At 70.8% G+C, this 17,184-nt stretch carries 17 protein-coding genes; 10 read left to right on the top strand and 7 right to left on the bottom strand.

Going from position 1 to position 17,184, the window contains the following annotated elements:
• Positions 1 to 17: 17 nt before the first annotated feature.
• Both FDM97_RS28070 and meaB read left to right on the top strand, forming a co-directional pair.
• Complete coding sequence (locus FDM97_RS28070; protein WP_137993297.1) at positions 18 to 1,220, top strand: acetyl-CoA C-acetyltransferase; 1,203 nt, start codon at positions 18 to 20, stop codon at positions 1,218 to 1,220.
• 25 nt (positions 1,221 to 1,245) lie between these two features.
• Positions 1,246 to 2,202 (top strand): methylmalonyl Co-A mutase-associated GTPase MeaB, encoded by a 957-nt coding sequence (gene meaB, locus FDM97_RS28065; RefSeq protein ID WP_137993296.1) that lies wholly within the window; start codon positions 1,246 to 1,248, stop codon positions 2,200 to 2,202.
• A 110-nt stretch (positions 2,203 to 2,312) separates the two neighbouring features.
• On the opposite strand, the gene FDM97_RS28060 is transcribed toward meaB, so the two are convergent.
• From FDM97_RS28060 to FDM97_RS28045, 4 genes are all read right to left on the bottom strand, one after another.
• A complete protein-coding gene (locus tag FDM97_RS28060) occupies positions 2,313 to 2,789 on the bottom strand; it encodes a MarR family winged helix-turn-helix transcriptional regulator (RefSeq protein WP_137993295.1) in 477 nt (158 codons plus the stop codon).
• A gap of 125 nt (positions 2,790 to 2,914) precedes the next feature.
• On the bottom strand, positions 2,915 to 3,700 hold the full coding sequence (locus tag FDM97_RS28055) for an AIM24 family protein (protein ID WP_137993294.1): 786 nt from the start codon (positions 3,698 to 3,700) through the stop codon (positions 2,915 to 2,917).
• A complete protein-coding gene (locus FDM97_RS28050; protein WP_137993293.1) occupies positions 3,697 to 4,347 on the bottom strand; it encodes an AIM24 family protein in 651 nt (216 codons plus the stop codon). The genes FDM97_RS28055 and FDM97_RS28050 overlap by 4 nt, the downstream gene beginning before the upstream one ends.
• Entirely contained in the window at positions 4,347 to 4,985 is a 639-nt protein-coding gene (locus FDM97_RS28045) for an AIM24 family protein (RefSeq protein WP_137993292.1), read from the bottom strand. The genes FDM97_RS28050 and FDM97_RS28045 overlap by 1 nt, the downstream gene beginning before the upstream one ends.
• Before the next feature lie 118 nt (positions 4,986 to 5,103).
• On the opposite strand from FDM97_RS28045, the gene FDM97_RS28040 reads away from it, so the two are divergent.
• The 4 genes from FDM97_RS28040 to glxA all read left to right on the top strand — a co-directional run bounded on the left by FDM97_RS28040 (position 5,104) and on the right by glxA (position 9,845).
• Positions 5,104 to 5,451: a DUF3817 domain-containing protein gene (locus FDM97_RS28040; protein WP_137993291.1), complete on the top strand. Its 348-nt coding sequence runs from the start codon at positions 5,104 to 5,106 to the stop codon at positions 5,449 to 5,451.
• Positions 5,448 to 5,741: an MTH1187 family thiamine-binding protein gene (locus FDM97_RS28035; RefSeq protein WP_137993290.1), complete on the top strand. Its 294-nt coding sequence runs from the start codon at positions 5,448 to 5,450 to the stop codon at positions 5,739 to 5,741. The genes FDM97_RS28040 and FDM97_RS28035 overlap by 4 nt, the downstream gene beginning before the upstream one ends.
• Before the next feature lie 258 nt (positions 5,742 to 5,999).
• Positions 6,000 to 7,886 carry a glycosyltransferase family 2 protein gene (locus FDM97_RS28030; protein ID WP_175439262.1) on the top strand — a complete coding sequence of 629 codons (1,887 nt, stop codon included), beginning with the start codon at positions 6,000 to 6,002 and terminating at the stop codon, positions 7,884 to 7,886.
• A gap of 3 nt (positions 7,887 to 7,889) precedes the next feature.
• On the top strand, positions 7,890 to 9,845 hold the full coding sequence (gene glxA, locus FDM97_RS28025) for a radical copper oxidase GlxA (RefSeq protein WP_137993288.1): 1,956 nt from the start codon (positions 7,890 to 7,892) through the stop codon (positions 9,843 to 9,845).
• A gap of 84 nt (positions 9,846 to 9,929) precedes the next feature.
• Here the strand turns inward: glxA and FDM97_RS28020 are convergent, their stop codons facing one another.
• Together FDM97_RS28020 and FDM97_RS28015 are read right to left on the bottom strand one after the other, a co-directional pair.
• Positions 9,930 to 10,949 (bottom strand): glycoside hydrolase family 6 protein, encoded by a 1,020-nt coding sequence (locus tag FDM97_RS28020; protein WP_137993287.1) that lies wholly within the window; start codon positions 10,947 to 10,949, stop codon positions 9,930 to 9,932.
• Between the two features lie 153 nt (positions 10,950 to 11,102).
• Complete coding sequence (locus FDM97_RS28015) at positions 11,103 to 12,092, bottom strand: ArsR/SmtB family transcription factor (protein ID WP_137993286.1); 990 nt, start codon at positions 12,090 to 12,092, stop codon at positions 11,103 to 11,105.
• A gap of 409 nt (positions 12,093 to 12,501) precedes the next feature.
• Here FDM97_RS28015 and FDM97_RS28010 point away from each other — a divergent pair, with 409 nt between their 5' ends.
• The 4 genes from FDM97_RS28010 to FDM97_RS27995 all read left to right on the top strand — a co-directional run bounded on the left by FDM97_RS28010 (position 12,502) and on the right by FDM97_RS27995 (position 16,455).
• Entirely contained in the window at positions 12,502 to 13,767 is a 1,266-nt protein-coding gene (locus FDM97_RS28010) for an MFS transporter (RefSeq protein WP_254705973.1), read from the top strand.
• A gap of 9 nt (positions 13,768 to 13,776) precedes the next feature.
• On the top strand, positions 13,777 to 14,286 hold the full coding sequence (locus FDM97_RS28005) for a MarR family winged helix-turn-helix transcriptional regulator (protein ID WP_137993285.1): 510 nt from the start codon (positions 13,777 to 13,779) through the stop codon (positions 14,284 to 14,286).
• Positions 14,287 to 14,340: 54 nt separating this feature from the next.
• Entirely contained in the window at positions 14,341 to 14,673 is a 333-nt protein-coding gene (locus FDM97_RS28000) for a DUF3817 domain-containing protein (RefSeq protein WP_137993284.1), read from the top strand.
• A gap of 81 nt (positions 14,674 to 14,754) precedes the next feature.
• Positions 14,755 to 16,455, top strand: a complete 1,701-nt coding sequence (locus FDM97_RS27995) for an acyl-CoA mutase large subunit family protein (protein WP_137993283.1) — start codon at positions 14,755 to 14,757, stop codon at positions 16,453 to 16,455.
• A gap of 3 nt (positions 16,456 to 16,458) precedes the next feature.
• Here FDM97_RS27995 and FDM97_RS27990 read toward each other — a convergent pair whose 3' ends face one another.
• Entirely contained in the window at positions 16,459 to 17,088 is a 630-nt protein-coding gene (locus tag FDM97_RS27990; RefSeq protein ID WP_137993282.1) for a TetR/AcrR family transcriptional regulator, read from the bottom strand.
• Positions 17,089 to 17,184: the final 96 nt, after the last annotated feature.

Below are 17,184 nucleotides of genomic sequence, written 5' to 3'. Positions count from 1 at the left end.
CCAAGGGGCTGTGCCTCATGTCTGGAACGACCGGTACCACCTCAGTGATCGTCGCGGGCGCCCGCACGCCCATGGGACGCCTCCTCGGCTCCCTCAAGTCCTTCTCCGGCGCGGATCTGGGCGGCTTCGCCATCAAGGCCGCGCTCGACCGGGCCGGCATCGGCGGCGACCAGGTGCAGTACGTGATCATGGGGCAGGTGCTCCAGGCGGGCGCCGGCCAGATCCCCGCCCGCCAGGCCGCGGTCAAGGCCGGCATCCCCATGAACGTCCCGGCGCTCACCATCAACAAGGTGTGTCTGTCCGGCCTGGACGCCATCGCGCTCGCCGACCAGCTGATCCGCGCGGGCGAGTTCGACATCGTCGTCGCCGGCGGCCAGGAGTCGATGACCAACGCCCCGCACCTGCTGCCGAAGTCCCGCGAGGGCTTCAAGTACGGCGCGATCGAGATGCTCGACTGCATGGCGTACGACGGTCTGACCGACTCCTTCGAGGGCATCGCCATGGGCGAGTCCACGGAGAAGCACAACACCCGCCTGGGCATCAAGCGCCCCGAGCAGGACGAGATCGCCGCGCAGTCGCACCAGCGTGCCGCCGCCGCGCAGAAGAACGGCATCTTCGAGGCCGAGATCACCCCGGTCGAGATCCCGCAGCGCAAGGGTGAGCCGGTCGTCTTCTCCAAGGACGAGGGCATCCGCGCCGAGACGACCGTCGAGTCGCTCGGCAAGCTGCGCCCGGCCTTCGCCAAGGACGGCACCATCACCGCCGGCACCTCCTCGCAGATCTCGGACGGCGCCGCCGCCGTGGTCGTGATGAGCAAGGCGAAGGCGGAGGAGCTGGGTCTGGAGTGGATCGCCGAGATCGGCGCCCACGGCAATGTCGCCGGCCCGGACAACTCGCTGCAGTCGCAGCCGTCCAACGCGATCCAGCACGCCCTGAAGAAGGAGGGCCTGAGCGCCGAGGACCTCGACCTGATCGAGATCAACGAGGCCTTCGCGGCGGTCGCCGTCCAGTCAATGAAGGACCTGGGCGTTACCCCGGAAAAGGTGAACGTCAACGGCGGCGCGATCGCCCTGGGACACCCCATCGGCATGTCCGGCGCCCGTGTGGTGCTGCACCTGGCCCTGGAGCTCAAGCGGCGCGGCGGCGGCATCGGCGCGGCGGCGCTGTGCGGCGGCGGCGGTCAGGGTGACGCTCTGATCGTTCGCGTACCCGGCAAGTAGCACCGGAAGCAAGGAGCGGTTGAACATGGTGGACGTCCCCGAACTGGTCGCCCAGGCACGGGAGGGCCGGCCGCGGGCCGTGGCCCGGCTGATCTCGCTCGTGGAGGGGGCGTCCCCGCAGCTGCGTGAGGTGATGGCGGCGCTGGCGCCGCTGACCGGAGGCGCGTACGTGGTGGGCCTGACGGGCTCGCCGGGCGTGGGCAAGTCCACGTCGACGTCCGCGCTGGTGGCGGCGTACCGGCGGGCCGGGAAGCGGGTCGGCGTCCTGGCCGTCGACCCCTCGTCCCCCTTCAGCGGGGGAGCGCTGCTCGGCGACCGGGTCCGGATGTCGGAGCACGCCTCGGACCCGGGCGTCTACATCCGTTCGATGGCGACCCGCGGCCACCTGGGCGGGCTCGCCTGGGCGGCGCCGCAGGCGATCCGCGTCCTGGACGCGGCGGGCTGCGACGTGGTCCTCGTCGAGACGGTGGGTGTCGGGCAGTCGGAGGTGGAGATCGCCTCCCAGGCCGACACGTCCGTGGTGCTGCTCGCGCCGGGCATGGGCGACGGGATCCAGGCCGCGAAGGCGGGCATCCTGGAGATCGGCGACGTGTACGTGGTGAACAAGGCGGACCGGGACGGCGCGGACGCGACGGCCCGGGAGCTCAACCACATGCTGGGCCTCGGCGAGGCGCGCGGGCCGGGCGACTGGCGGCCGCCGATCGTCAAGACGGTCGCGGCGCGGGGCGAGGGCGTCGACGAGGTGGTCGAGGCGCTGGAGAAGCACCGCGCGTGGATGGAGGAGCACGGGGTCCTGGCGGAGCGCCGCGTACGCCGTGCGGCGGGCGAGGTGGAGACGATCGCGGTCACGGCGCTGCGGGAGCGGATCGGGGACCTGCACGGGGACCGCCGCCTGGACGCGCTGGCGGAGCGGATCGTGGCGGGCGAACTGGACCCGTACGCGGCGTCCGACGAACTGATCACGAGCCTGACGGGCAACTGACCCTCCGGGTCGCGTCGAGGGCCCCGGTGCGGTGTGCACCGGGGCCCTCGTGCGTGAAGGCGGGAGGGGTGGGCACCGCTCAGCGGAAGCGTGCCCACACACGGTTACGGCTACGGCTTGCCGCGCCGGCCCCGCAGCTGTTCCGCCACGGGCTTCAGGGACTCGTGGAGGTCGCCCAGGGCCTCGGAGCTCAGCTGGTCGATGAAGTGCCTGCGGACCGACTCCACGTGATGGGGCGCCACCTTGCGCATCGTCTCCATGCCGTGGTCCGTCAGGACCGCGTACAGACCCCGCCGGTCCGACTCGCAGTTCTCGCGGCGCACGAGCCCCGCGTTCTCCATGCGCGTGATCTGGTGCGAGAGCCGGCTCTTGGACTGCAGCGTCGCCATCGCGAGGTCGCTCATGCGCAGGCGCCGTTCCGCCGACTCGGAGAGGTTCACCAGGATCTCGTAGTCGTTGATGGTCAGGCCGAAGGGCTGGAGGTCCTTCTCCAACTGGTACGTCAGCATCCTGTTGACGTCCAGATACGTGCGCCATGCGCACTGCTCGGCGTCGGTGAGCCAGGGGGTGGCCGTCTCGGTCTCCATATATGGATTCTACCTAAGAAGTTGAATACTGGACGAACTAGGGAGGTGTGACGCCGCGCACCGCACCCGGGGCCCCTGCGTACGGGTGCAGACGTTCGAGGGCGTCACACTCCGCAGACTACCGGCTACAGGCCGAAGCGCCGCTGGAGGTCCCCCAGCTGTCCGGGAAGGCGCGGTACCGATCCGGGCATCGCCTGGCCGGAACCATGCGCTCCGTGACCGCCGGGAACCCCTGCCTGCGCCGGAGGCTGACCGGTCGCCCGCTCGGGCATCAGCATCTCCGTCGACTGGAGCAGTACCGTACCCGCGCCGACGAACTCGAACTGGTGCTCCTCGCCCGAGGTCCCGCCGATGCCCGTCAGCGCCCGTACGCCGCCCATCACGCCCGTCATGTAGCCGTGGTCGTAGTGGTGGCACGGCGACGGGCAGTCCGCCCAGCCCACCAGCGCCTGCGGGTCGACCCGCATCGGCGGCTCCATGAAGACCACCGGACCGTTCGACGCGGCCACGAACTTGCCCGTGCCGATCAGCGTCACGAACCCCGGCACGATCGACTGCTTCAGCGCCAGCGTCGGCTGGTAGGCCAGTAGATTGCCCGAACGGATCGTCAGGTTGCCCTCGTCCAGGTCGTACGAGTTGACGTCGAAGGCCCGGTCGGCGAGCAGCATCTTGCCGCTGCCCTCCGCCACCACCCAGTCGCTCGCGTGCAGCGGCGAGTGGAACGACGTACGGACCAGCCGGTCGAGGCGCCCGTGGCCGATGCCGTTGAAGTCGATCCGCCCGTAGTAGGCGATCATCTTGCCCTTCTGCAGGAACCACTGGGAGCCCTTGAGCTCCACGCAGAAGGTGTACGGATTGACGTTGTCGTCGGACGGAAGGGTCATCGGGTCGAAGATCACCGGCGTGCTCAAAGCTTCTCCTCCGAGGCCTGCACGTACACCGCACCACTGCCGCTCAGCTCCAGCTGGAACGCCTCGCCCGAGCCGCGCCCCACCATGTCGCGCCATCCGAGCGCGGTGGAGAGCTTGTTCCGTACGTCACCGTGATGGGCGACGTACGCCTGCGGGTCCACATGGACCGCGCGCCCCGGGGTGATCGGCAGCTCGATCACCCCGCCGTGCGCCATGACCGCGACCGCGCCATGGCCCTTCAGCGTCGTCGTGAACAGGCCCTGGCCCGTCACCTGGCCGCGCACCATGCCCATGACGCCGCCCTGGGAGCCCATGAACATCGTGCCCTGCTCCAGCGTGCCGTCGAAGGCGAGCAGGCGGTCGGCCTCGACGTACAGGGTGTCGCCGGTCAGCTGGATCACCTGGATGTGGTGACCGCCGTGCCCGAACATCACCGTGCCGTTGCCCTCGACCGTCATCAGCGGCGTCGCCTCGCCCGCCACGCGGCGGCCGATCATCGACATCACGCCGCCCTGGCCGCCGGCCATGTTCGGCGTGAAAGTGACGTCGCCGCGGTACGCGAGCATCGCGCCGCGCTGGCTGAACATGCGCTGCCCGGGCACGACGGTCGCCTCGACCATCTTCGAGTTGATCTCACGGAACGGCATCAGACGTCACCCCCGATCGTGTTGCGCTCGCTCGGCTGGACGTACACGAGTCCGTCGCCCTCGAAGCGGATCTGGAACGCCTCGCCGCCGCCCTCGCCCATGAAGGTGCGGAAGGTCACACCGGACTGGAAGCTCTGCTGGAGGTTGCCCTGGTGGGCGATGTACGCGCCGGGGTCGACGGAGAGCGGGTACTGCGGCGTCACGCGCAGCACCACCGCCGGGCCGTCGGACATGATCGCCGCCTGCCCGGTGCCCTCCACGGTCGTCGTGAAGAGGCCGTTGCCGGTCGCTCCGCCGCGCAGCCCGGTGAAACTCGTGCCGGTGCGCAGCCCCGCGTCGGTGCAGAGCAGATTGCTCGCCTCGACGTAGAGCTTGTCGCCGTGCAGGGAGACGAGGTTGATCTCGGAGGCGCGGTCGGCGAACCAGCAGGTCCCCTGGCCCTTCACCTCCATCACCTCCATCTGCTCGCCGGTGAGCCGGCGGGTGACCATGCCGCGCAGGCCCTCACCGCCGCCGGACATCTTCTTGAACGCCATCTGGCCGTCGTACGCGACCATCGAGCCGTTCTTCGCTTTGACGGCGTCGCCTGTCATGGAGACGGCGAGCACTTTGCTGCCTTGGAGTCGGAACGTTGCCACGGAGCGAGGTTACGGGGCCCCCGGACAAAGAGACAGCAAAGTCGGCTGCCACAATGGACCGACGCTTGTGCATGTATTCACAAGATCCAGCCGGCCCCCAGATCCAAAAGGTGACCCCGTGGACATCAAGACCGCCTCCTCCCTTCACCGGCTCCGGCTCGTCTCGGCGCCGGAGGCCGTCTCCTTCCTGCTGCTCCTCGTCTGCTCGGTGCTCAAGCGCACGACCGACTTCAACGCCGTGCCCGTGATGGGGGCGATCCACGGCATCCTCTTCATCCTCTACGTGCTCTTCTGGCTCGACGCCTGGAACCGCACGAAGTGGCAGTTCAAGACCGCCGCCCTCTACTTCGTGCTCTCCGTGCTGCCCCTCGGCGGCTTCTTCGCCGAGCGCAAGCTCAAGCGCGAGGCCGAGAACGCTGTCGACGCGGCCATCGCCGCCCGCCGCGAGGGCACGGTGAGCGCGTGATCGTCGCCTTCTCGGTGACCCCGCTCGGCGTCGGTGAGGACGTCGGCGAGTACGTCGCCGACGCCGTCCGGGTCGTACGGGAGTCGGGGCTGCCGAACCGTACGGACGCGATGTTCACGTCCGTCGAGGGGGAGTGGGACGAGGTGATGGATGTGGTCAAGCGCGCCGTCGCCGCCGTCGAGGCGCGCGCTCCGCGCGTCTCGCTCGTCCTCAAGGCCGACGTCCGGCCCGGTGTGACCGACGGACTGACCTCGAAGGTCGAGACCGTGGAGCGCCACCTCTCCGCCTGACGCCTGACGCTCGGCGCCCTGGCGCCCGACGCCTGACGCCTGGCGCCCGACGTATGCGCGTACGCACGACGAAGCCCCGCGGCCCGAACGGCCCCGGGGCTTCGTCGTACCCGCCCGCCCCGCCCCCCGAATGGCCCACTCCGTCACCGCATCGGGCGTACGCCGAAAAACCGCCCGCTCGGCCGAATCCAGTCGACACGCCCCGGGATCTCCACTTTCGTGTGGATATCGACCCGTTCGACGACAGCTGGAGGCACCGTGCGGCCGAGAGGCTACGACTACGACACCTACAGCCGACTCGCCGGTCCCCTCACGGAGCCGGACACGGCGCCCTACACGGTGCGGTACAGAAGTCTGCTGTCGAAGGAGCCGCACCGAATACGGGCCGTCGTCCTCATGGGCCTCGCGCCCGTGCTCTCCGCGCTGCTGCTCGTCTATCTCGTCTGGCCCAGCCACTGGACCGTCCGCGAGGGCGACGACCGATGGCTCGTCAGATTCGACACCGTGATGCTCGTGTCGATCGGCCTCATCTGCTTCTTCATGCTGGTGAACGTCACGTCGATCGCCCACGCCACCCTGGTCGCCCGCGACCCCATACCCGTGTACCCCGAGAAGGGCACCCGCGTCGCCTTCCTCACCACGTACGTCCCGGGCAAGGAACCGCTCACCATGGTCCGCGCCACCCTCGAAGGGGCGGTACGGCTCCGGCACTGCGGGCCGCTCGACGTCTGGCTCCTCGACGAGGGTGACGACGACCACGCCAAGGCCCTCTGCGCCGAACTCGGCGTCAAGCACTTCACCCGGGCCGGCGTCCCCGAGTGGAACCGGAAGAAGGGCGTCCACAAGGCCCGCACCAAGCACGGCAACTACAACGCCTGGCTCGCGATGCACGGAGACGCGTACGACTTCTTCGCCTCCGTCGACACCGATCACATACCGCTCCCCAACTTCCTGGAGCGGATGCTCGGCTTCTTCCGCGACCCGGACGTCGCCTTCGTCGTCGGACCGCAGGTGTACGGCAACTACACCTCGCCCGTCACCAAGGCCGCCGAGTCCCAGCAGTTCCTCTTCCACGCGCTGATCCAGCGGGCCGGCAACCGCTACCACGCGCCCATGTTCGTCGGCACCAACAACGTCGTACGCGTCCGTGCCGTCAAGCAGGTCGGCGGCCTCTACGACTCGATCACCGAGGACATGGCCACCGGCTTCGAGCTCCACCGCAGGAAGAACCCCCGCACCGGCCACTTCTGGCGCTCCGTCTACACCCCCGACGTGCTCGCCGTCGGCGAGGGCCCGGCCTCCTGGACCGACTTCTTCACCCAGCAGCTGCGCTGGTCCCGGGGCACGTACGAGACGCTGATCAAGCAGTACTGGAAGACGCCCTTCCGGGTCCCGCCGGGCCGCTTCCTCAACTACACGCTGATGCTCGTCTACTACCCGATGACGGCGGTCAACTGGTTCCTCGGCATCCTCAGCTGCGTCCTGTTCCTCTGGCTCGGGGCGTCAGGGACCCAGGTCGCGTCCTCGGTCTGGCTGATGATCTACAGCGACGCCGTGGCCCTCCAGATCGGCCTGTACCTGTGGAACCGCCGGCACAACGTCTCGCCCCACGAACCCGAGGGCTCCGGAGGCCTGGCCGGCATGGGGATGTCCGCGCTCTCCGCGCCCATCTACCTCAGGTCGCTCGGCTCGGCCGTCCTGCGCACCCGCGGCCGGTTCGTCGTCACCCCCAAGGGCGGTGCGGCCAGCCCCGACCGGCTCCTCACCTTCCGGATCCACCTCTACTGGGCGGTGATCCTCATCGCCTCGCTGGCGGCCTCCGTCTTCTTCGGCCACACCCACGCCGCCATGCGCACCTGGGCCGTCCTCGCCCTGGTCATCGCCCTCGCCCCGGTCGCCATCTGGGCCTGGACGACCCTGCACGACCGCGGCCGGCAGCGCGCCCGCGACCGGATCCGCGCCCGCATCCGCGCCCGTGGCCGCGCCCACGCCCGCAGCGGCGTCGGAGCCGGAGCCGGAGCCGGAGTCGGAGTCGGAGTCCCGGAGACGGAGGCGGCGGCCCTGGTCACCAAGACGACCACCGCCGCGCCCAGCGCCACCGGGCCCACCACCACGGCCGCGCCCACGACGACCGGAGGGAACTGAGCCATGGCCTACCGGCCGTCGAAGAAGCTCAAGAAGACGCTGTTCGGCAGCGGCGCCGTCGTGGTCCTCGCGGCGCTCAACGCCCCCGCCGCGGTCTCCTTCGTCGGAGAGAAGTACCACGCCTACAAGATCGCCCAGCCCGGCTACAAGCGGCAGTTCGGCTCCTGGGCCCAGGTCGACGTGCCCCCCGGGTACAGCGTCAACGCCATCCACGCGGCGCTGCTGCACACCGGCAAGGTGCTGCTCATCGCCGGCTCAGGCAACGACCAGAAGAAGTTCGACTCCGGCACCTTCGAGAGCATCCTGTGGGACCCCGCGAAGAACACGTTCAAGAAGATCCCCACGCCCGAGGACTTCTTCTGCTCGGGCCACACCCAACTGGCCGACGGCCGCCTCCTGGTGGCCGGCGGCACCGCCCGCTACGAGATCCTCGACGGCGAGGTCAAGAGGGCCGGCGGGGGGATGCGGATCAAGAACGAGAGCCCCGACAAGGCCGTCACCCTCAAGAAGGGCACGGTCTTCCGCTCGCCCTCGGGAGTCGAGTACGTCAGCAAGTTCGACGTCACGGTCCCCAAGGCCAAGCGCGAGTTCGAGATCTCGTACTTCAAGAGCGGCCAGATGAAGCCCTGGAAGACCAAGGTCACCGCGGCCGAGGCGCGGGTCTTCGTCGAGGCGAGGAAGGAGGGCGCCCAGGCGCTCACCACCCAGGCCGCGCAGTACGAGATCGTCGGGCTCAAGGGCGACGACGCCGACAACGTCTACGGACTCGCCCAGCGGCTCACCACCGAGAAGCAGGACTTCCAGGGCATCAAGGGCGCCTACGAGTTCGACCCGAAGGCGGAGAAGTACATCCCGGTCGCCCCGATGAAGGACGCCCGCTGGTACCCCACGCTCGTCACCCTCGACGACGGCAAGGTCCTCGCCGTCTCCGGGCTCAACGACGTCGGCGACGTCGTCCCCGGCGACAACGAGATCTACGACCCCAAGACCAAGAAGTGGTCCAAGGGCCCCTTCCGCTACTTCCCCACCTACCCGGCCCTCTTCCTCACCCAGGGCGGCAAGCTCCTCTACACCGGCTCCAACGCGGGCTACGGCCCCGCAGAGAAGGGCCGCGAACCGGGGATCTGGGACCTGAAGAAGAACTCCTTCACCAAGCTCGGCGGCCTGACCGACCCCGACCAGCTGGAGACCTCCGCCTCCCTGATGCTGCCGCCCGTCCAGGACCAGAAGGTCATGGTCCTCGGCGGCGGCGGGGTCGGCGAGTCGCCGAAGTCCACCGCCCGTACCTCGATCATCGACCTGTCCGAGCGGACCCCGGCCTTCCAGGACGGGCCCGCGCTCCCGAAGGGCACCCGCTACCTCAGCAGCGTGCTCCTGCCCGACGACACCGTCTTCACCACGGGCGGCTCCGAGCAGTACCGGGGAAGCGGCGGCAGCGACATCCTCAAGGCGCAGTTCTACGACCCGAAGGGCAACGCCTTCACGGCCGCCGCCGATCCGACGGTCGGCCGCAACTACCACTCCGAGGCGCTGCTGCTGCCCGACGGCCGGGTCGCCACCTTCGGCTCCGACCCGCTCTACGCCAACCGGGACAACACCAAGCTGGGCACGTTCGAGCAGCGGATCGAGGTCTTCACCCCGCCCTATCTGCACAAGGCCGGCGACGACCGTCCCGTCCTGGGGGAGGGGCCGCAGGAGCTCGACCAGAACGGCCGCGCGACCTTCGCCACAAAGGACGCCGCCCGGATCACCAAGGCCCGGCTGATGCGGCCCAGCGCCGTCACGCACACCACGGACGTCGAACAGCGGTCGGTGGAGCTGGGCCTGACGAAGGCGCGGGACTCGGTCACCGTCGAGGTGCCGCAGGACAGGACGCTGGTGCCGCCCGGCTGGTACATGCTCTTCGTGACGGACGAGGACGGCACGCCGTCCGAGGCGAAGTGGGTCCAGGTGGGCTGAGTGGCCCGGGCCTCAGGGCTCCGGGCCCGAGGATTCCAGGCCGGAGGGTTCCAGGCCGGAGGGTTCCGGGTCTGAGGGCTCGCGCTAGGCCTTGGCTCTCCTCGCGAGCCCCAGCGCGTAGTCGGGCCACCACGTACCGGCGGCCGGGCCGCCCCGGCAGGGGCCGTCCGAGTCGCCGGGCCGCTTGATCCACAGATACGCGTCGACCAGCTCGTCGCCGGTCCTGTCGGTCGGCGGCACGCCGAGCGCCCGGCCCGGCGGATTGCACCAGGCCTCCTCCCGTTCGCCCGGGAGGGGGCCGTCGCCGTTGCGGCTGGTGTCCACGGTGAAGTGGGCCCCGCCCAGCAGCCCGGAGAGCTGCGCGCCGAAGCCCTTCACGACTTCGTTGGTCTGGAAGTTGGAGACGTTGAGCGAGAAGCCGTCGGCCTTGGCGATCCCGGCCCGCTGCAGGGGCTCCACCAGCTTGCCGGGATCGTCGATCCACGCCGGGTTGCCCGCGTCGAGATAGACCCGGGTGTTCGGCTGCCGCTTCAGCCGGTCGATCGCCTCGGAGAGCAACTGGTAGCGCTCGTCGTGGTACTGGCCCGGCGTGCACCCGTCCACGATGTGCGGCACCGCGTCCGGCTCCAGGACGACGATCGCGGACGCGTCCCCGATGGCCGAGGCGAAGGAGTCCACCCAGGAGCGGTAGGCCTGCGCGTCGTGCGAACCGCCCGCCGAGTACATCCCGCAGTCGCGGTGGGGGATGTTGTACGCGACGAGGACGACGGTCCGCTTGTCGGCCGCGGCCCCGCGCACGGCCTTGCTGATGTCCGGTACGGGATCGTCCCCTGCGGGCCAGTCGGCGACGGGCCGTTCCGCGATCCGCTTGAGCAGGCGCGCGTCCTCCGTGCGGCCCTCGGCCTCGTACTGCCTGACCTGGCGGGCGGCGTCACTGTCCGGGTCGACCCAGAAGGGGGAACCGCCGGTCGGGGCGACGGACTCGCCGCGGGCGGAGGGCGGTCCGACGGGCGTCCGGGAGGGCTCGTCCGTACCGCCGCATCCGGTCAGGAGCAGCGCGGAGGCCAGGGTCAGGGCAGCGGCGATGGTGGTGCGGCGGGACATCCAGCCCCCAGGGTCGCGGACGTGACATACGGCGCCATCGTGACATAACGGTCAGTCGGGCACGGGTTGCGACACCGCACGTCAGCACGTCGGCACGTCGGCACGTCGGCACGTCAGTACGTCGGCACGTCAGCACGTCGGCACGTCGGCGCGTCAGCCGGCGGACCCGGCCAGCGTGATGCCCAGCGGGGTCCGCTCGTACAGCACCTGGTGCCCGTAGCGGCGGGAGGTCAGCAGCCCGGCCTCCTTGAGGACCGACAGATGCGCCGATACGGAGGAGGGCGCGAGACCGAGCCGGTGCGCGAGCGCGGTGGTGCCGGCCGGCTCGTCCAGCGCGCACAGCACGTCCGCGCGCGCCCGGCCGAGCAGCCGCGCGAGCGTGTCGGGGGTCCGGTCGCGGGCCTCGGTCCACAGCCCGCCGATCCCGCGCGCCGGATAGACGACGGTCGGCTGCCAGGGCGGGTCGAAGCCGCTCACCACGTCGGGCCAGGTGAAGACGGAGGGCATGAGGACGAGACCCTGGCCGTCCAGGGCGCGGACGTGCTCGCCGCGGTAGGCGACGGTGAGGGTCGCGCTCTCGGCCGCCCAGTCGAAGGCCGGGTGCAGCTCGCCGAGGAGGCGTTCCAGACCGCCCTCGGCGAGCCGGCGGGAGTGATAGGCGACGTCCGCCTCCAGAAGGGCCCGCAGCCGGGGCCACTCGGGCGCGATCAGGGCCTCCCACGCCTCGTGGAGCAGATCCGCGAGGCGCTGGACGGCGCCCGCCGGATCGGCCAGCATCCGCCGCCCCTCGTCGGTCGCCGCGGCCCCGGGGGTGTCGGCGAGGGCCCGCTCGAAGTCGTCCAGGGCGAGGGCCGGATCGGTCTCCCGTACGGCCGCGACCTCGTCCTCGAAGGAGGCGGCGGGCCCGAGGGGCGGCGGGTAGAGGAAGTCGGGGCTGTGCCCGTGCAGGGGCATCAACAGGTGCAACGGCGAGAGATCGACCCCCTCGGCCGCGCCACGGATCCGCCGCAGCCAGGGCAGGTGATACCCCTGCTGCCGGGGCCGCGCGAGCACGCGCACGGCGGAGTGCGTCTCCCAGAGCGGTGAGAGCGCGAACCGGATGCGGAGGGGATCGGCCTCGCCGAAGTGGAGGTGGTACGGCATCGGCCCCTCCTTCCCGGCAAGATTCGGCTGCAGCCGAAAGTCTAGGGCGGCGGGGCGCACGAACGTCAGGCTGCGCCTCATGCCGAAGAAACCCACGCCAACCCCCGCGCCACCACCACCCGAACGCCCGGCCGAGGCGCCGACGCCTGCTCGCGCCGAGGGCGGGCCGGGATCGGGGCTGGAGCCGGCCGAGGCTCACCGCCAGGTGGAGCCGCGCGCCGTCGGCACACCCGCCGCCTCGCAGGGCGAGTCGAGCCCTGCGACGGCGGCCGCGCCCCCGCCGGAGGTCGTGGCGCCCGCGCGAGCCGGTGGCGTGCCGGTGTCCGGGTCGGAGCCATGGGCGGCCGCAGTCGATCGCGGGACGGAACCCGGGTCGGGTCCGGCCGTGGCAGAGGTCGCCGCAGAGCCGGTGGCCGTTGTCCCGGGCGGCGCGCCGAGCCCGGCGACCGCGCCCCCGCAGGGCGCCCGTGGGTATCGCGCGGTGTTCGCCGTGCGGGAGTTCCGGTTCGTGTTCGGCGCGCATCTGCTCTCGCTGCTCGGCGTCGTCGTCAGCGAGATCGCGCTCACCGTGCTCGTCTACGACCTCACCCGCTCGCCGCTCCTCTCCTCCCTCACCTTCGCGCTCGGCTTCCTGCCCTACCTCCTCGGCGGCACCCTGCTCGCCGGTGTCGCCGACCGTCACCCCGCCCGGCGGGTGCTCGTCGTCTGTGATCTCGTCTGCGCCGGCTGCGTCGCGCTCATGGTCGTGCCCGCGACCCCGGTCGCCGGGCTGCTCCTGCTGCGCTGCGGCGTCGCCGCCGTCGCGCCCGTCTTCAACGGGACCCGGATGGCGACCCTCGCCGACATCCTCGGCGAGGGCGACCTCTTCGTGCTCGGCCGGTCGCTCCTCCGGATCGTCTCCCAGAGCGCCCTGCTCGCCGGGTTCGGCGTCGGAGGCGTCCTGCTCACCGTGGTGCCGCCGCGCGGCGCCATCGCGATCACCGTCGTCACCTTCGTCGCCTCCGCCCTGCTGCTGCGCCTCGGTACGGCGCGCCGCCCCGCCCGCGCGGCGGCGCGCGAGCGCGAGGGCCTCGGTGGGACCTGGGGCGTCCTGCGCCACCGCCGTATCCGCGCGCTGATGCTGATGTTCTGGGTGCCGCCGCTCTTCGTCGTCACCCCCGAGGCCCTCGCCGCCCCCTACGCCCGCGAGATCGGCGCCTCCACCGCCGCCCTCGGTCTCCTCATGTGCGCGATGCCCGTCGGCACCATCGCGGGCGAGCTGTTCGCCGGTTCCGCCCTCGGCGCGCGGGGCCGTGAGCGGATCGTCGTACCGCTCGTCGCGACCGGGCTCCTGCCCTTCCTCCTGTACGCCGTCGAGCCCGGCATCGCCCTCGCGGCCCTCGCCCTCCTCCTGGCCGGCGCCACCGGCGCGTACACCCTCGGCCTCGACGCCTGGTTCGTCGCCGCCGTCCCCGAGGAGCAGCGGGGGAGGGCCATGACCCTCATGACCGCCGGCATGATGACCATCCAGGGCGTCGGCATGGCCGCGGCCGGTCTCGCCGCCGAGTTCCTCCCCGTCCACCTCGTGGTCGTCGGCGCGGGCGTGCTCGGCACCGTGTGCGTCCTGGCGCTCGTCGCCGAAGTCCGCGCGACCGAAGTACGAGACGGGGCTGACCAGCATGTGACCAGTGGGTAAGGTCGACGCGTGCCGAAGCCGCTCAGTCTCCCGTTCGACCCCATCGCCCGCGCCGACGAGCTCTGGCAGAAACGCTGGGGCCCCGTCCCCTCCATGGCCGCGATCACCTCGATCATGCGCGCCCACCAGATCCTCCTCGCGGAGGTCGACGCCGTGGTCAAGCCGTACGGACTGACCTTCGCGCGCTACGAGGCGCTGGTGCTGCTCACCTTCTCCAAGGCCGGAGAGCTGCCGATGTCCAAGATCGGCGAGCGACTCATGGTCCACCCCACCTCCGTGACGAACACGGTCGACCGGCTCGTGAAGTCCGGCCTCGTCGCCAAGCGGCCCAACCCCAACGACGGCCGCGGCACCCTCGCCTCCATCACCGACAAGGGCCGCGAGGTGGTCGAGGCGGCCACCCGCGACCTGATGGCGATGGACTTCGGGCTCGGGGTGTACGACGCCGAGGAGTGCGCCGAGATCTTCGCGATGCTGCGCCCGCTGCGCGTGGCCGCGGAGGACTTCGAGGAGAAGTAGCGGGGGAGGGGCCCGCGCGAAGATCGCCCGGAACCTGCCGTTACGCTCGTCGGCATGAAATCCAGCGTGCTGACCCGTTACCGCGTCATGGCGTACGTGACCGCCGTCATGCTGCTCGTGCTGTGCACCTGCATGGTCTTCAAGTACGGGTTCGACATGGGCGAGGACGTGACCTTCGCGGTCTCCCAGGCCCACGGTGTCCTCTACATCATCTACCTGATCTTCGCCTTCGACCTCGGTTCCAAGGCGAAGTGGCCCTTCGGCAAGTTGCTCTGGGTGCTGCTGTCCGGGACGATCCCCTTCGCCGCCTTCTTCGTCGAGCGCAAGATCGTCCGCGAGGTCCAGCCGCTGGTCGGCGGGGGTTCCCCCGCCACCGTCAAGGCGTAAGCCCACCGCCGTACGGGATCGGGGATTCCGTACGGCGGTCAGCGATCGACAGTTACTAGGACGTCCTAGTAAATTCGAAGGATGGACGCTGACGCCATCGAAGAGGGCCGCCGCCGCTGGCAGGCCCGCTACGACGAGGCCCGCAAGCGCGGCGCGGACTTCACCACGCTCTCCGGGGATCCCGTGGAGCCGGTCTACGGGCCCCGGCCCGGTGACACCTACGAGGGCTTCGAGCGCATCGGCTGGCCCGGCGAGTACCCCTTCACCCGCGGTCTGTACTCGACCGGCTACCGCGGCCGGACCTGGACCATCCGCCAGTTCGCCGGCTTCGGCAACGCCGAGCAGACCAACGAGCGGTACAAGATGATCCTGGCCGCCGGCGGCGGCGGGCTCTCGGTCGCCTTCGACATGCCCACCCTCATGGGCCGTGACTCCGACGACCCGCGCTCGCTCGGCGAGGTCGGCCACTGCGGTGTCGCCATCGACTCCGCCGCCGACATGGAGGTCCTGTTCAAGGACATCCCGCTCGGCGACGTCACCACCTCCATGACGATCAGCGGCCCCGCCGTGCCCGTCTTCTGCATGTACCTGGTCGCCGCCGAGCGCCAGGGCGTCGACCCCGGCGTCCTCAACGGCACGCTCCAGACCGACATCTTCAAGGAGTACATCGCGCAGAAGGAGTGGCTCTTCCAGCCCGAGCCGCACCTGCGCCTGATCGGCGACCTCATGGAGCACTGCGCCGCCGGGATCCCCGCGTACAAGCCGCTCTCCGTCTCCGGCTACCACATCCGCGAGGCCGGGGCGACGGCCGCGCAGGAGCTCGCGTACACCCTCGCCGACGGCTTCGGCTACGTCGAACTCGGCCTCTCCCGCGGCCTGGACGTCGACGTCTTCGCGCCGGGTCTGTCGTTCTTCTTCGACGCGCACCTCGACTTCTTCGAGGAGATCGCCAAGTTCCGCGCCGCCCGCCGGATCTGGGCCCGCTGGATGAAGGAGGTCTACGGGGCGAGGACCGACAAGGCCCAGTGGCTCCGCTTCCACACCCAGACCGCCGGTGTCTCCCTCACCGCCCAGCAGCCGTACAACAACGTCGTACGGACCGCCGTGGAGGCGCTCTCCGCGGTCCTCGGCGGCACCAACTCGCTGCACACCAACGCCCTCGACGAGACCCTCGCGCTCCCCAGCGAGCAGGCCGCCGAGATCGCGCTGCGCACGCAGCAGGTGCTGATGGAGGAGACGGGCGTGGCCCATGTGGCCGACCCGCTGGGCGGCTCCTGGTACGTCGAGCAGCTCACCGACCGCATCGAGGCCGACGCCGAGAAGATCTTCGACCGGATCAAGGAGCGCGGCCGCGCCGCCCACCCGGACGGGCAGCACCCGATCGGGCCGATGACCTCCGGCATCCTGCGCGGGATCGAGGACGGCTGGTTCACCGGCGAGATCGCCGAGTCGGCCTTCCTGTACCAGCAGTCCCTGGAGAAGGGCGACAAGCGGGTCGTCGGCGTCAACGTCCACCACGGCTCGGTCACCGGCGACCTGGAGATCCTGCGGGTCAGCCACGAGGTCGAGTGGGAACAGGTCCGCGTCCTCGGCGAGCGCAAGGCCCGCCGCGACGACGCCCGCGTCCGTGCCTCCCTCGACGCCATGCTGGCGGCGGCCCGGAACGGCTCGAACATGATCGGCCCGATGCTCGACGCGGTCCGGGCGGAGGCCACGCTCGGCGAGATCTGCGACGCGCTCCGCGCGGAGTGGGGCGTCTACACGGAGCCGCCGGGCTTCTAGGTCCTAGGGAGCGGTCGCCGCCGCGGCCAGGCCGCCGATCAGCAGGGCGGTGAACCGCTGGACCCACTCCTCGTCGACGGGCTCCGCGCTCACCAGGGCGCGGTGGACGACCGCGCCCGCGATCACGTCGAAGATCAGGTCGTCCGTGCCGTCGACGGTCTCCGGGTCCCGGTCGGCGGGCAGTTCGCCGCGGTCCTGGGCGCGGCGGCGACCCTCCAGAACCAGCCGCTTCTGCCGGTCGACGATGGAGGCGCGGATGCGCTCGCGCAGCGGTTCGTCGCGGGTGGACTCCGCGACCACCGCCATCAGGGCGGTCTTCGTCTCCGGCCGCTGGAGCAGCGCGGCGAACTGGAGCACCACGTGCTCGATGTCGGCCCGCAGGCTTCCGAGGTCGGGGAGTTCGAGCTCGTCGAAGAGGACGGCGACCGCGTCCACGACCAGCTCGTTCTTGCTCGCCCAGCGGCGGTAGAGCGTGGTCTTGGCGACCCCGGCGCGGCCCGCGACATCGCCCATCGTCAGCTTGGACCAGCCCAGTTCGACCAGGGCCGCACGGGTCGCCTCGAGTATCGCGGCGTCGGCCTCGGTACTCCGGGGGCGTCCGGTACGGCTGCGGGAACTGGTACGGCTGCACATGGAGGTCGACCATACCCGCCGGTAGGTATTGCGCCAGAGGCCGGTGATGTGAGCCAGTTCACCGGCGAGATCTTCCCGTGACCCCGCGCCGGAAGT

Origin of the sequence: Streptomyces vilmorinianum (assembly GCF_005517195.1) — a bacterium.
In the GTDB taxonomy this organism is placed as follows: Bacteria; Actinomycetota; Actinomycetes; order Streptomycetales; family Streptomycetaceae; genus Streptomyces; species Streptomyces vilmorinianum.
Note: the sequence above shows the minus strand (reverse complement) of the source record. Positions and strands in the feature narration are given on the sequence as shown.

Coding starts and splice junctions, on each gene's coding strand:
- FDM97_RS28060 (WP_137993295.1), bottom strand. CDS start 2,789: ATGGAGACCGAGACGGCCACCCCCTGGCTCACCGACGCCGAGCAGTGC.
- FDM97_RS27990 (WP_137993282.1), bottom strand. CDS start 17,088: ATGTGCAGCCGTACCAGTTCCCGCAGCCGTACCGGACGCCCCCGGAGT.
- FDM97_RS28070 (WP_137993297.1), top strand. CDS start 18: ATGTCTGGAACGACCGGTACCACCTCAGTGATCGTCGCGGGCGCCCGC.
- FDM97_RS28020 (WP_137993287.1), bottom strand. CDS start 10,949: ATGTCCCGCCGCACCACCATCGCCGCTGCCCTGACCCTGGCCTCCGCG.
- meaB (WP_137993296.1), top strand. CDS start 1,246: ATGGTGGACGTCCCCGAACTGGTCGCCCAGGCACGGGAGGGCCGGCCG.
- glxA (WP_137993288.1), top strand. CDS start 7,890: ATGGCCTACCGGCCGTCGAAGAAGCTCAAGAAGACGCTGTTCGGCAGC.
- FDM97_RS28050 (WP_137993293.1), bottom strand. CDS start 4,347: ATGCCGTTCCGTGAGATCAACTCGAAGATGGTCGAGGCGACCGTCGTG.
- FDM97_RS28000 (WP_137993284.1), top strand. CDS start 14,341: ATGAAATCCAGCGTGCTGACCCGTTACCGCGTCATGGCGTACGTGACC.
- FDM97_RS28015 (WP_137993286.1), bottom strand. CDS start 12,092: ATGCCGTACCACCTCCACTTCGGCGAGGCCGATCCCCTCCGCATCCGG.
- FDM97_RS27995 (WP_137993283.1), top strand. CDS start 14,755: ATGGACGCTGACGCCATCGAAGAGGGCCGCCGCCGCTGGCAGGCCCGC.